General features: G+C 66.1%; 11 protein-coding genes, 1 tRNA gene and 1 pseudogene (1 of these 13 only partly in view). 12 read left to right on the top strand and 1 reads right to left on the bottom strand.

Translation table 11 applies throughout. The annotated features are described in order from the left end of the window. Positions 1–3 precede the first annotated feature (3 nt). The 12 genes and pseudogenes from F3I62_RS09155 to F3I62_RS20510 all read left to right on the top strand — a co-directional run bounded on the left by F3I62_RS09155 (position 4) and on the right by F3I62_RS20510 (position 13126). A complete protein-coding gene (locus F3I62_RS09155; RefSeq protein ID WP_218572797.1) occupies positions 4–1500 on the top strand; it encodes an N-acetylmuramoyl-L-alanine amidase in 1497 nt (498 codons plus the stop codon). After that, a complete protein-coding gene (mutL, locus tag F3I62_RS09150) occupies positions 1497–3374 on the top strand; it encodes a DNA mismatch repair endonuclease MutL (protein WP_160489335.1) in 1878 nt (625 codons plus the stop codon). The genes F3I62_RS09155 and mutL overlap by 4 nt, the downstream gene beginning before the upstream one ends. Before the next feature lie 35 nt (positions 3375–3409). After that, a complete protein-coding gene (miaA, locus tag F3I62_RS09145) occupies positions 3410–4384 on the top strand; it encodes a tRNA (adenosine(37)-N6)-dimethylallyltransferase MiaA (RefSeq protein ID WP_160489334.1) in 975 nt (324 codons plus the stop codon). A 97-nt stretch (positions 4385–4481) separates the two neighbouring features. Next, positions 4482–4736, top strand: a complete 255-nt coding sequence (hfq, locus tag F3I62_RS09140) for an RNA chaperone Hfq (protein WP_021701802.1) — start codon at positions 4482–4484, stop codon at positions 4734–4736. A 12-nt stretch (positions 4737–4748) separates the two neighbouring features. Next, a complete protein-coding gene (gene hflX, locus F3I62_RS09135; RefSeq protein ID WP_160489333.1) occupies positions 4749–6050 on the top strand; it encodes a ribosome rescue GTPase HflX in 1302 nt (433 codons plus the stop codon). Positions 6051–6146: 96 nt separating this feature from the next. Beyond that, a complete protein-coding gene (gene hflK / locus F3I62_RS09130) occupies positions 6147–7295 on the top strand; it encodes an FtsH protease activity modulator HflK (protein WP_160489332.1) in 1149 nt (382 codons plus the stop codon). After that, positions 7295–8164, top strand: a complete 870-nt coding sequence (gene hflC / locus F3I62_RS09125) for a protease modulator HflC (RefSeq protein WP_160489331.1) — start codon at positions 7295–7297, stop codon at positions 8162–8164. The genes hflK and hflC overlap by 1 nt, the downstream gene beginning before the upstream one ends. Before the next feature lie 111 nt (positions 8165–8275). Next, positions 8276–8461 (top strand): DUF2065 family protein, encoded by a 186-nt coding sequence (locus F3I62_RS09120; protein WP_160083466.1) that lies wholly within the window; start codon positions 8276–8278, stop codon positions 8459–8461. A gap of 34 nt (positions 8462–8495) precedes the next feature. Then, a complete protein-coding gene (locus tag F3I62_RS09115; RefSeq protein ID WP_160489330.1) occupies positions 8496–9683 on the top strand; it encodes an ATP phosphoribosyltransferase regulatory subunit in 1188 nt (395 codons plus the stop codon). A 56-nt stretch (positions 9684–9739) separates the two neighbouring features. Further along, positions 9740–11035, top strand: coding sequence for an adenylosuccinate synthase (locus tag F3I62_RS09110; protein ID WP_160489329.1), 1296 nt, complete (start codon positions 9740–9742; stop codon positions 11033–11035). A 225-nt stretch (positions 11036–11260) separates the two neighbouring features. Then, positions 11261–12268: pseudogene (locus F3I62_RS20515) on the top strand (HAMP domain-containing protein); the annotation flags it as partial. Beyond that, the gene (locus tag F3I62_RS20510) at positions 12242–13126 is read left to right on the top strand and encodes a methyl-accepting chemotaxis protein (protein ID WP_372240106.1); all 885 of its coding nucleotides are present in this window, start codon (positions 12242–12244) and stop codon (positions 13124–13126) included. The pseudogene F3I62_RS20515 and the gene F3I62_RS20510, both read left to right, overlap by 27 nt. Positions 13127–13224: 98 nt before the next feature. Here the strand turns inward: F3I62_RS20510 and F3I62_RS20230 are convergent. Then, a tRNA-Leu gene (locus tag F3I62_RS20230) sits at positions 13225–13259 on the bottom strand (it continues 152 nt past the right edge of the window).

Here is a 13259-nt window from a genome sequence, read left to right as displayed (position 1 = left end):
AAAATGGGGAAGGCTATGCGCATTCGTGCGCTGTTCAGCGGGGTAGGGATAGTCTTGGCGGCGCTGGCTGCCGACGTGCTGGCCGCCACGGAAGTGCGCAGCGTGCGCCTGTGGCGCGCGCCGGATAACACCCGCCTGGTCTTCGACCTGTCCGGCCCGGTGCAGCACAGCGTGTTCACCCTGGCCGCACCGAATCGCATCGTCATCGATATCAACGGCGCGCAGATGGTCGGCCGCCTGGATCAGCTGTCGCTGGGCAACACGCCGATCACCGCGGTGCGCTCGGCCCAGCGCTCGCCGACCGACCTGCGCCTGGTCCTCGACCTGTCGGCGACGGTTGCGCCGAAAAGCTTCAGCCTGGCGCCCAATCAACAGTATGGCCATCGCCTGGTCGTCGACCTGTTCGATCAGGAATCGGTGCCTGCCGGCTCGGCCGCGGTCGCGCCCAGTGCGCCGCCCGGCGGCAACAACGCCAGCACGCCAGCTCCAGCCAATACCGCAGGCAGTGCCAACCCGCCGGCGCAGGTGCCGGTTGCCGAGGTGGCCAGCACGGCGCCCGCCAAGCTGCCGCCGATGCCCAGCGGCAAGCGCGAGATCGTGGTGGCCATCGATGCCGGCCATGGCGGCGAAGACCCGGGCGCGCTCGGGCCGAACAAGAGCGTGTTCGAGAAGAACGTGACCCTGGCCATCGCCAAGGAGCTGCAGCGGCAGATCAATGCCGAGAAGGGCTTCCGCGGCGAGCTGGTGCGCACCGGCGATTACTTCATTCCGCTGCGCAAACGCACCGAGATTGCGCGCAAGAAGGGCGCCGACCTGTTCGTCTCCATCCATGCCGATGCCGCGCCCCGGGCTTCGGCTTTCGGCGCCTCGGTGTTCGCCCTGTCGGATCGCGGCGCCACCTCGGAAACCGCGCGCTGGCTGGCCGACAGCGAAAACCAGTCGGACCTGATCGGTGGCGCCGGCAACGTCAGCCTCGACGACAAGGACCGCATGCTCGCCGGGGTGCTGCTCGACCTGTCGATGACCGCCTCGCTGTCCTCCAGCCTCAACGTCGGGCAGAAGGTACTCAGCCACATGGGCAGCATCACCCCGCTGCACAAGCGCCGGGTCGAGCAGGCCGGCTTCATGGTGCTGAAATCGCCGGACATTCCGTCGATCCTGGTCGAAACCGGCTTCATCTCCAACCCCAACGAGGCACGCAAGCTGTCCAGCCACGGCCATCAGCAGGCCCTGGCTCGCTCGATCACCACCGGGGTACGGCAGTTCTTCCAGCAGAACCCACCGCCCGGCACCTACATCGCCTGGCTGCGTGACACCGGCAAGATCGCCCCGGGGCCGCGCGAGCACGTGGTGACGTCCGGCGAAAGCCTGGCGCTGATCGCCCAGCGCTACCAGGTCGGCCTGGCCGCGCTGCGCAGCGCCAACTCGCTGCGTTCGGACGTGATCAAGGTCGGTCAGACCCTGCGCATCCCGGCTACCGCGTTGGCGGCCCAGCCGTGAGCGGCGGTGCGCGCATCCAGCTGCTCAGTCCGCGGCTGGCCAACCAGATTGCCGCCGGCGAGGTGGTCGAACGTCCGGCCTCGGTGATCAAGGAACTGCTGGAAAACAGCCTGGACGCCGGTGCCAAGCGCATCGATGTCGAGGTGGAGCAAGGCGGCATCAAGCTGCTGCGGGTGCGCGACGATGGCGGCGGCATTCCCGCCGATGACCTGCCGCTGGCCCTGGCGCGGCATGCCACCAGCAAGATCCGCGAACTGGAAGACCTGGAAAGCGTGATCAGCCTGGGGTTCCGTGGCGAGGCTCTGGCTTCGATCAGCTCGGTGGCGCGCCTGACCATGACCTCGCGCACCCCGGAGGCCGAGCAGGCCTGGCAGGTGGAAACCGAGGGGCGCGACATGGCGGCGCGGGTGCAGCCGGCGGCGCACCCGGTCGGCACCTCGGTGGAGGTGCGTGACCTGTTCTTCAATACCCCGGCGCGGCGCAAGTTCCTGCGTGCCGAGAAAACCGAATTCGATCACCTGCAGGAGGTGATCAAGCGCCTGGCCCTGGCCCGTTTCGACGTGGCCTTCCACCTGCGCCACAACGGCAAGACGGTGTTCGCCCTGCACGAGGCGCCGGACGAGATTAGCCGCGCGCGGCGCGTGGCGAGCGTGTGCGGCCCGGCGTTCCTCGAGCAGGCGCTGCCGATCGAGATCGAGCGCAGCGGCCTGCGCCTGTGGGGCTGGGTCGGCTTGCCGACGTTCTCGCGCAGCCAGGCCGACCTGCAGTATTTCTACGTCAACGGGCGCATGGTGCGCGACAAGCTGGTCGCCCACGCGGTGCGCCAGGCCTACCGCGACGTGCTGTTCAATGGTCGTCACCCGACCTTCGTGCTGTTCCTCGAGATCGACCCGACGGTGGTCGATGTCAACGTGCACCCGACCAAGCATGAAGTGCGCTTTCGCGACAGCCGCATGGTTCATGACTTCCTCTACGGCACCCTGCACCGCGCCTTGGGCGAGGTGCGCCCGGAAGACCAACTGGCGGCGCCCGCGGCGGTGAGCCAGATGGTGCGCCCGAGCGGCCAAGCCGCCGGCGAGTTCGGCCCGCAAGGCGAGATGGGCCTGGCGGCCAATATGCTGGAGCAGCCGGCGGCGCCGACCTCCGTATGGCGCTCGCCTGGTGCCGGCTACCAGGCGCCGCGCCCCGAGGCGGCGCTGCCGGCCGCCGAGGCGCAGGGTGCCTATCGCGAGTATTTCGCGCCGTTGCCCGACGCGGTGCCGGTCGGCCTGCCGCAGCCCCAGGGCGACATTCCGCCGCTGGGCTATGCCCTGGCCCAGCTCAAGGGCGTCTACATCCTTGCCGAGAATGCCCAGGGCATGGTCTTGGTGGACATGCACGCGGCCCACGAGCGGATCACTTACGAGCGGCTGAAAACCGCCATGGCCAGCGAGGGGCTGCGCGGCCAGCCATTGCTGGTGCCGGAGTCCATCGCCCTGAGCCAGCGCGAGGCCGATTGCGCCGAGGAGCATGCCGACTGGTTCCAGCGCCTGGGCTTCGAGCTGCAGCGCCTGGGCGAGGAGAGCCTGGCGATCCGGCAGATACCGGCCCTGCTCAAGCAGGCCGAGGCCACCCAGTTGGTGCGCGACGTGCTCGCCGACCTGCTCGAATACGGCACCAGCGATCGCATCCAGGCCCATCTCAACGAGCTGCTGGCGACCATGGCCTGCCACGGTGCGGTGCGTGCCAACCGGCGCCTGACCCTGCCCGAGATGAACGGCCTGCTGCGCGACATGGAGCACACCGAGCGCAGCGGCCAGTGCAACCATGGGCGGCCGACTTGGACCCAGCTGGGCATGGACGATCTCGACAAGCTCTTTCTTCGCGGTCGCTGAGGCGTTGCCGCCTGCGCCTGGAGCGCCTTTACCCGATGTCCGAACGCCTGCCTCCCGCCATCTTCCTGATGGGGCCGACCGCCGCCGGCAAGACCGATCTGGCCCTGGCCCTGGCCGATGCCCTGCCGTGCGAGCTGGTCAGCGTCGATTCGGCGCTGATCTATCGCGGCATGGACATCGGCACTGCCAAGCCGGACCGGGAGACACTGGCGCGCTACCCGCACCGTCTGATCGATATCCGCGACCCGGCCGAGAGCTATTCCGCCGCCGAGTTCCGCGCCGATGCCCTGGCCGCTATGGCCGAGATCAGCGCGCGCGGCCGGATTCCGCTGCTGGTGGGTGGCACCATGCTGTATTTCAAGGCGCTGCTGGAGGGGCTGGCCGACATGCCCGGCGCCGATCCGGCGGTGCGCGCCGAGCTGGAGGCGCGCGCCGCGCTGCTCGGCTGGCCGGCCCTGCATCGCGAACTGGCCGAGGTCGACCCGGAGTCGGCGGCGCGCATCCATCCCAATGATCCGCAGCGCCTGATCCGGGCGCTGGAAGTCTATCGGGTCAGCGGCCTGAGCATGACCGCGCATAGGCAGCGCCAGGCCGCGGAAAATCGCGGTTTAGACGCCCCTGGCATGGCACATTTGCCTTATACTGTGGCGCAGCTGGCCATTGCGCCGGTGCAGCGGCACGTGTTGCACGAGCGGATAGCTCTGCGTTTTCGGCAGATGCTGGAACACGGCTTCATCGAAGAGGTCGAAGCATTGCGCTCGCGGGGCGATTTGCACGCGGGCCTGCCGTCGATTCGCGCGGTCGGTTACCGCCAGGTGTGGGATTATCTGGACGGCAAGCTGAATCGCGAGGAAATGACGGAGCGGGGGATCATCGCCACGCGCCAACTGGCCAAGCGGCAGTTCACCTGGTTGCGCAGTTGGGCAGATCTGCATTGGCTGGACAGTCTGGCCGATGACAATCTTTTTTGTGCCTTGAAATACCTGAAAGCGGTCTCCATATTGACGTGAGACCTTTTCGGCGGCCGTCTATCCTTGCTTATTGAGCGCGATACGGCATAAGCCATTTTTGCTTTACTACATTTTGACCCCTACAGGAGTGCGGCATATGTCAAAAGGGCATTCGCTACAAGACCCTTACCTGAATACCCTGCGTAAGGAACGCGTACCGGTTTCCATCTATCTGGTGAACGGCATCAAGCTGCAGGGCCAGATCGAATCCTTCGACCAATTCGTCATTCTGCTGAAGAACACCGTCAGCCAGATGGTCTACAAACACGCCATTTCTACCGTGGTGCCGAGCCGTCCGGTGCGCCTGCCGAGTGCGACCGAAGGCGAGCAAGTCGAGCCGGGCAACGCTTGACGGGAGTCTGCCTTGTTTTTTGAGCGCCACGGTGGTGGTGAGCGGGCCATTCTCGTTCACCTCGATGGCCAGAATCCCGAGGCGCGCGAAGATCCGCAGGAATTTCGCGAGCTGGCGCTTTCTGCTGGTGCGGACGTGGTGGCCTTCGCCAACGTGCCGCGCCATCAGCCGACTGCCAAGTACCTGGTCGGCAGCGGCAAGGTCGAGGAGTTGCGCGACCTGGTCAAGGCCGAAGAGGCCGATCTGGTCATCTTCAACCACACCCTGACTCCCAGCCAGGAACGTAACCTCGAGCGTGCCTTCGAATGCCGGGTGCTCGATCGCACCGGCCTGATCCTCGATATCTTCGCCCAGCGCGCGCGCACCCATGAAGGCAAGTTGCAGGTCGAGCTGGCTCAGCTCGACCACATGAGCACGCGCCTGGTCCGCGGCTGGACCCACCTCGAGCGGCAGAAGGGCGGTATCGGTCTGCGCGGTCCGGGGGAAACCCAGCTGGAGACCGACCGGCGCCTGCTGCGGGTGCGCATCCGTCAGATCAAGCAGCGCCTGGAGAAGGTCCGCAGCCAGCGCGAGCAGGCTCGGCGTGGGCGCAAGCGCGCGGATATCCCGTCGGTCTCCCTGGTCGGCTATACCAACGCCGGCAAGTCCACCCTGTTCAATGCGCTGACCACGTCCGAGGTCTATGCCGCCGACCAGCTGTTCGCCACCCTCGACCCGACCTTGCGCCGTCTCGAGCTGGACGACCTGGGGCCGGTGGTGCTGGCCGATACCGTTGGCTTCATTCGTCACCTGCCGCACAAGCTGGTGGAGGCGTTTCGCGCCACCCTCGAGGAGTCGAGCAACTCCGACCTGCTGCTGCACGTGATCGATGCCTACGAGCCGGAGCGCGATCAGCAGATCGAGCAGGTCATGGCCGTGCTCGGCGAGATCGGTGCCAACGAGCTGCCGATGCTCGAGGTGTACAACAAGATCGACCTGCTGGAGCACGTCGAGCCGCAGATTCAGCGCGACGGCGACGGCAAGCCGGTGCGAGTATGGCTGTCGGCGCGCGACGGTGCCGGCCTGGACCTGCTGCGCCAGGCGATTGCCGAGCTGCTCGGCGAGGATCTGTTCGTCGGCACCCTGCGCCTGTCGCAGCGTCTGGGGCGGCTACGCGCGCAGTTTTTCGCCTTGAATGCGGTACAGAGCGAGGCCCATGACGAAAACGGCGATATTCTGCTGGCCATCCGCCTGCCGCGGGTCGAGCTGAATCGCCTGGTTAGTCGTGCCGGCTGGGAACCGCAGGAGTTCCTCGCGCAACACACTTTGCAATAAAGCCTGTGCCATCGTTTTTGCGGCGGCAGGCGGGCATTCTGTAGCATTGGGCGGCGCGCCGCGGGCGCGTCTTCGCTTTATCAGATGGAGAGCGCTATGGCTTGGAATGAGCCGGGTGGCAATTCGAACAATCAGGATCCCTGGGGCGGCCGCAAAGGCGGTGGACGCCAGGGCCCGCCGGATCTCGATGAGGCCTTCCGCAAGCTGCAGGAGAGCCTCAACGGGATCTTCGGTGGCGGCAAGAAACGCAGTGGCGGCGAGGGCGAGGGCGGCGGCTTCGGCCTGCTGGGTATCGGCGTGGCACTGCTGTTTGCGGTTTGGCTGTGGAACGCGATCTACATCGTCGATGCCCAGGAGCAGGCAGTCATCCTGCGTCTCGGCAAGTACCACGAGACGGTCGGCCAGGGTCTGAACATCTACTTCCCGCCGATCGACAAGAAATTCCAGGAAAACGTGACGCGCGAGCGGACGTTCTCCGTGCAGGGGCAGATGCTCACCGAAGACGAGAACATCGTCGAGGTGCCGCTGACCGTGCAGTACAAGATCAGCAACCTGGAAGCCTTCGTGCTGAACGTCGATCAGCCGGAGATCAGCCTGCAGCACGCCACCGAGAGTGCCCTGCGGCATGTCGCCGGCTCCACGTCGATGGATGAGGTGATCACCCTCGGTCGCGAGCAGATGTCGCTGGAGGTGAGCAAGCGTCTGCAGACCTTCCTCGATACCTACGGCACCGGCATCACCGTCACCCAGGTCAACATCCAGCGCGCCACGGCTCCGGCCGAGGTCAAGGATGCCTTCGACGACGTGATCCGCGCCCGCGAAGACGAGCAGCGCGAGAAGAACCAGGCGGAAACCTATGCCAACGGCGTGGTACCGGAAGCGCGCGGTCAGTCCCAGCGCATCATCGAGGACGCCAACGGTTACCGGGATGAAGTGGTGTCGCGTGCCCAGGGTGAGGCGGATCGCTTCACCAAGTTGGTCGCGGAATACCGCAAGGCCCCGGAAATCACCCGTCAGCGCCTGTATCTGGACACCATGCAGGAGGTTTACCGCAATACCAGCAAGGTGCTGGTGACCGGTAAGGACGGGCAGAGCAACCTGCTGTACCTGCCGCTGGACAAGATGATCGACAGCCGTGGAGCGACTGGCGCGGCCAGTGCCGCACAGCCGGCCAGCAGTGAAACGACCACGCGGATCATCAATGATCTGGAGCGTCGCGATCTGCGTACGCGGGAGAGCCGCTGATGAGCAATAAATCTCTGTTTGCCCTGATCGCCGGCGTGGTCCTGGCGGTCGTTGCCTGGAACAGCTTCTACATCGTCACCCAGACGGAAAAGGCCGTGCTCCTGCAGTTCGGTAAGATCCAGGTGGCCGATGTGCAGCCCGGTCTGCACGTGAAGATTCCGATGGTCAACCAGGTGCGCAAGTTCGACGGCCGCCTGCTGACCCTGGAATCGCCGATCCAGCGTGTGCTGACCCTGGAAAAGAAGGCGGTCATGGTCGATGCCTATGCCAAGTGGCGGGTGGCGGATGCCGAGCGCTTCTATACCGCGACTTCCGGCATGAAGCAGATCGCCGACGACCGCCTGTCGCAGCGTCTGGTCTCCGCGCTGTCCAACCAGTTCGGTACCCGCTCCCTGCATGAGGTGGTTTCCGGTGAGCGCGATGCGCTGATGGCCGCCATCACCAAGTCGCTCAACGGCATGGCGCAGAAGGAGCTGGGCATCGAGGTGGTCGACGTGCGTGTCAAGGCCATCGACCTGCCGAAAGAGGTGTACCGCAGCGTGTTCGATCGCATGGCTTCCGAGCGCGAGCGCGAGGCTCGCGAGCATCGTGCCAAGGGCAAGGAGCTGGCCGAGGGCATTCGTGCCGATGCCGACCGGCAGAAGCGCGTGCTGCTGGCCGAAGCCTATCGCGAGTCCGAGGAAGTGCGCGGTGATGGCGATGCCAAGGCGGCGTCCATCTATGCGGCGGCCTACGGCCAGGACCAGGAGTTCTACGCGTTCTACCGTAGCCTGGGTGCCTACCGCGACAGCTTCTCCAGCAAGAGCGACGTGCTGGTGCTGGATCCGGACAGCGAGTTCTTCCGTTACATGGAGCGCTCCAAGCCCTGATCGGCGTATCCCCGGTGCGGCCATTCGGCCCGCCGGGGTGACCGTTTCGGAAAACGTGTTATCATGAGCCAGCCGGGTAAACAGCCCGGCTTTTTTGCGTCTGCGGGAATCATGTGGCAGGAATTCGGCATCGCGTTGTGCCTGATGTTGGTGCTGGAAGGCGTCTTGCCCTTCCTCTATCCGCGGCGTTGGCGCACGGCGCTTACGCAGTTGACGCAGCTGTCTGATGGTCGGCTGCGCCTGATGGGGCTCGCCAGCATGCTGCTGGGAACCGCCCTCCTGTATTTGCTTCACTGAAGGCTGCCGCCCGTACCGAGAGGGGAATGGCGAAATGGCAACGGTAGACCGCTGGCTGCTGCCAGATGGCATCGAAGAAGTACTGCCGCCGGAAGCGGCGCGCATCGAGGCGGCACGCCGCCAGGTGCTGGATCTGTTCCAGCGCTGGGGTTACGAATTCGTCGTGACCCCGCACATCGAATACCTCGAATCCCTGCTGACCGGAGCTGGCCAGGATCTGGATCTGCGCACCTTCAAGGTGACCGATCCGCAATCCGGGCGCCTGATGGGCTTTCGTGCCGACATTACGCCGCAGGTGGCGCGCATCGATGCGCACACCCTGCGCCGCGAAGGGCCGAGCCGCCTGTGCTATGCCGGCAGCGTGCTGCATGCGCAGCCGCGCGCACTGTCCACCTCGCGCAGCCCGATCCAGCTGGGCGCCGAGCTGTATGGCGACGCCAGCCCGGCCAGCGATGTGGAAGTCATCAGCCTGATGCTCGACATGCTCGAGCTGGCCCGCGTACCGGATGTGCACATGGACCTCGGTCATGTCGGCATCTACCGCGGTCTGGCCCGTGCCGCCGAGCTGTCCGGCGAGGTCGAGCAGCAGTTGTTCGACGCCCTGCAGCGCAAGGCCGTGGATGAAGTGGCGGCGCTGACCGCCGGCCTGCCGGCCGAGCTGGCCTCCATGCTGCGCGCGCTGGCCGAGCTGTGCGGCGGTCGCGAAGTGCTGGAGCTGGCCCAGGCCTGCCTGGTCGAGGCGCCGGCCGAGGTGCATGCCGCGCTCGACGAGCTGGTGGCGATTGCCGACGAGCTGGAGCTGCGCTATCCCGAGCTGCCGCTGTATTTCGATCTGGGCGAGCTGCGCGGCTATCGTTACCACACCGGCGCGGTGTTCGCCGCGTTCGTTCCCGGTATGGGGCAGTCGATCGCCCAGGGCGGTCGCTATGACGACATCGGTGCCGATTTCGGTCGCGCGCGGCCGGCCACCGGGTTTTCCACCGACCTGAAGACCCTGGTCAGCCTCGGCGACATGCAGGTCGCCGAGCCGGCGCCTGGCGTCTGGGCGCCGGACCACCATGATGTCTACCTGTGGCAGGCCGTGCAGCGTCTGCGTCGTGAGGGGGTGCGCGTGGTGCAGGCATTGCCGGGCCAGGAGTCGGGTGGTGCCGTCGAGGCGGGCTGCGACCGCCAGTTGCAGCTGCGCGATGGCCGTTGGCAGGTGGCGCCCCTGGCGTCCTGAGTGATTTTCCGTCGGCCGTGGCCGGCACCGAGCTTTTCGAATAGAGGACAAGTGTTATGGGTAAGAATGTCGTGGTCCTGGGCACCCAGTGGGGTGATGAGGGCAAGGGCAAGATCGTCGATCTGCTGACCGAGCAGGTAGCTGCCGTTGTGCGCTACCAGGGCGGCCACAACGCCGGCCATACCCTGGTCATCGACGGCGAGAAGACCGTGCTGCACCTGATTCCGTCCGGCATCCTGCGCGAAGGCGTGCAGTGCCTGATCGGCAACGGCGTGGTGGTCGCTCCCGACGCCCTGATGCGCGAGATCACCAAGCTGGAAGAGAAGGGTGTGCCGGTGCGCGAGCGCCTGCGTATCAGCCCGTCCTGCCCGCTGATCCTGTCCTATCACGTGGCCCTCGATCAGGCCCGTGAGAAGGCCCGGGGCGATGCCAAGATCGGCACCACCGGTCGCGGCATCGGCCCGGCCTACGAAGACAAGGTGGCTCGTCGCGGCCTGCGCGTCGGCGACCTGTTCCATCGCGAGCGCTTCGCCTCCAAGCTGGGCGAGCTGCTCGACTACCACAACTTTGTCCTGACCAATTACTACAAAGAGCCGGCGGTGGATTTCCAGACCACCCTCGACGAGTGCATGGCCTACGCCGAGCTGCTGCGCCCGATGATGGCCGACGTGACCGCCACCCTGCATGACCTGCGTCGCGCCGACAAGGACATCATGTTCGAAGGCGCCCAGGGCTCTCTGCTGGACATCGACCACGGCACCTACCCCTACGTCACCAGCTCCAACACCACCGCCGGCGGCACCGCCACCGGTTCCGGTTTCGGCCCGCTGTACCTGGACTACATCCTCGGTATCACCAAGGCCTACACCACCCGTGTCGGTTCCGGTCCGTTCCCCACCGAGCTGTTCGACGAGACGGGCGCCTTCCTGGCCAAGCGTGGCCACGAGTTCGGCTCCACCACCGGTCGTGCCCGTCGCTGCGGCTGGTTCGATGCCGTGATCCTGCGTCGCGCCATCGAGATCAACAGCATCTCCGGCCTGTGCCTGACCAAGCTGGACGTGCTCGATGGCCTGGAAACCATCCTGATCTGCACCGGTTACAAGGATGCCGAGGGCAAGCTGCTGGTCGATGCGCCGACCGACGCCGACAGCTACATCGGCCTGCAGCCGGTGTACGAGGAAATGCCGGGCTGGAGCGAATCCACCCTCGGCGCCAAGAGCCTCGACGAGCTGCCGGCGGCGGCGCGTGCCTACATCAAGCGCGTGGAAGAGTTGGTTGGTGCGCCGATCGACATCGTCTCCACCGGCCCGGACCGCAACGAGACCATCGTGCTGCGTCACCCGTTCGCTTGATCTGAGCTTGTGCTGAGTGACAAAAGGCCGCTTTCGAGCGGCCTTTTTGTTTGGCGCGAAAGTACCGGGGCTGGCCTATACCTTGCTTTGGGTTACAGCTTTGCGGCCCGCCGCCGATGTAGGTATATGGGTCGTTCCGACGGAAGGAGTTGAGCAGTGTCCGTTCTATTCTCGTTGTTGCGCAGCCGCCTGTTGCGGCCGGTCTTCATTACATTGAGTGTCGCCATGCTGGTGCAGGTCGGTCTGGCCGTATGGCTGACCCATGCCAGTGTCGACGGCCTAGTCGCCGATCTGAGCCGGCGTCTCGGCGGCGAAAGCGAGCGCCTGGCCGGCGAGCTGGGCAAGGCCGAGCAGGAGATGCGCGACGGCATGGCTGCGCTTTCCAGCAATACCCGGCAGCGTCTGGGTGATGGCCTTTCCACCCAGCTGAAGAACGAGCAGGCGCAGCTGCGCCAGGTGCTCGAGGAAAACCTCAAGCAATCCGGCAGTTCGCTGGCGCAGCTGCTGGCCGGTGTCGCTCCCAAGGCGATCTGGGACAACGATGCGCCGGCGCTGACCGCCTTCACGCGCATTGCTCAGCGCGATCCGGCGGTGCTGTTCGCGGTGTACTACGACGCCCAGGGGCAGCGCCTGACCCGCAACTTCAATCGCAGCAGCGAACAGGTGCGCGGGCTGGTTGCCGCCGGGCAGGGCAAGACGCCGCTGGAGCGCCTGGTCGATGCGGCCTCGCGTGATCCTCGGGTGCACATGGTCGAGGTCGAGATCAATCCGATGGGTGCACCCATCGGCAAGATCCAGCTGGGCATTTCCCTGGATGCGGTGGAGAAGGAGCTGGTCGCCCTCGACGGTCGCTTCGCGACGCTGGTCGGCAATGCCGGGGCGCTGGTGGACAGCAGCCTGGCCGGGGCGGCGCAGGAAAGCGCCCAGGCCCTGCAGCAGCGCCTCAAGCTGGCGGAAGAGGCGACCCAGGACATGGCGCGCAACGGCAGCGAGACCGTGCGCGCGGCGACCGAGGGGCTGCGCTGGCGGATCGCCGTGGGGCTGCTGGTAGTCGGTTTGCTGGTGATCGTGGTGGTCGCGCTGGTTCTCGGTTGGCGCGTGCTCAGCCGCTTGCAGCTGCTGATCGCGGCGTTGCGTGATCTGGCGGCGGGCGAGGGCGATCTGACCCGGCGGGTGCAGCTGGATAGTCGCGACGAGGTGGGCGACATGGCCGAGGCGGTCAATCGCTTCATCGCCAAGTTGCAGCCCATCGTGCGCGAGGCGGGCGAGGTGGCGCAGCGTACCGGCGAGGAAATCCGCAGTCTTGCCCAGCGCAGTGCATCGGCCGAGGCGGCCTCGTCGCGTCAGCGCGATGAAGTGGCCGGCAGTCTGCAGGCGCTGGAGGAGATGGCCGGCGCCGCCCAGGCGGAAAACCAGGCGATGCATGAGGCGCAGCAGCGCGTGGGGGCGATTCGCCAGGCGGCGCATGACAACGCCGCGATTGCCCAGCGGGTCGGTGGCCTGATCGAGGCGCTGGTGGCGCGGGTGGATAATGGTTCGGCGGTGATCGAGCGTTTGGCACAGCAGAGCGAGCAGATCGAGGTGGTGCTGACGGTGATCCGTTCGATCGCCGAGCAGACCAACCTGCTGGCGCTGAACGCGGCCATCGAGGCGGCGCGTGCCGGCGAGAGCGGTCGCGGTTTTGCTGTGGTGGCCGACGAGGTGCGTGCCCTGGCCAGCAAGACCCAGCAGTCTACCGGCGACATCCAGGCGCATATCACGGCGTTGCAGGAGGGCGCGCGCGAGGCGGTGGCGGTGATCGGTCAGGCTGGCGAGCAGGCGGCCGAAGGCCTGCAGGCACTGCGTGACAGTGCCCGGCTGCAGCAGTCGGTGCAGGCATCGGTGGATGAGGTGCATGGCGCCATCGATAGCGCCAGTCGCGCGGCGGCGCATCAGGCCGATGGTGCCAGTGCGGTGCGTGGCCGCGTCGAGGTGATTCACAGTGAGGCGCAGCGTGCGGCGCGCGAGGTCAGTGCGACGGCGGCCAGCGGTCGCGTGGTGGAGGGGCTGGTGAACCAGCTCAAGGCCAGCTTCGCCCAGTTCAAGGTCTGATTGTGCAAGGGCGAGCTCATGTGAGCTCGCCTCGTGACGGGTTTTCAGAAGCCAGAAAAGACAAAACCGAGCCAGAGGCTCGGTTTTGTTTTGAAGAGTGGTGCCCAGGAGAAGACTCGAACTTCCACGGTGT

This window comes from Pseudomonas sp. R-28-1W-6 (assembly GCF_009799925.1).
Taxonomy (GTDB): domain Bacteria; phylum Pseudomonadota; class Gammaproteobacteria; order Pseudomonadales; family Pseudomonadaceae; genus Aquipseudomonas.
This window is presented reverse-complemented; position numbering and strand designations above follow the sequence as displayed.

What these genes read in the sequence shown, in the direction of transcription:
- miaA (WP_160489334.1), top strand. Translation starts at nt 3,410, where the DNA reads ATGTCCGAACGCCTGCCTCCCGCCATCTTCCTGATGGGGCCGACCGCC.
- F3I62_RS20510 (WP_372240106.1), top strand. Translation starts at nt 12,242, where the DNA reads ATGGCCGAGGCGGTCAATCGCTTCATCGCCAAGTTGCAGCCCATCGTG.
- hfq (WP_021701802.1), top strand. Translation starts at nt 4,482, where the DNA reads ATGTCAAAAGGGCATTCGCTACAAGACCCTTACCTGAATACCCTGCGT.
- F3I62_RS09120 (WP_160083466.1), top strand. Translation starts at nt 8,276, where the DNA reads ATGTGGCAGGAATTCGGCATCGCGTTGTGCCTGATGTTGGTGCTGGAA.
- F3I62_RS09110 (WP_160489329.1), top strand. Translation starts at nt 9,740, where the DNA reads ATGGGTAAGAATGTCGTGGTCCTGGGCACCCAGTGGGGTGATGAGGGC.
- hflC (WP_160489331.1), top strand. Translation starts at nt 7,295, where the DNA reads ATGAGCAATAAATCTCTGTTTGCCCTGATCGCCGGCGTGGTCCTGGCG.
- hflK (WP_160489332.1), top strand. Translation starts at nt 6,147, where the DNA reads ATGGCTTGGAATGAGCCGGGTGGCAATTCGAACAATCAGGATCCCTGG.
- F3I62_RS09115 (WP_160489330.1), top strand. Translation starts at nt 8,496, where the DNA reads ATGGCAACGGTAGACCGCTGGCTGCTGCCAGATGGCATCGAAGAAGTA.
- F3I62_RS09155 (WP_218572797.1), top strand. Translation starts at nt 4, where the DNA reads ATGGGGAAGGCTATGCGCATTCGTGCGCTGTTCAGCGGGGTAGGGATA.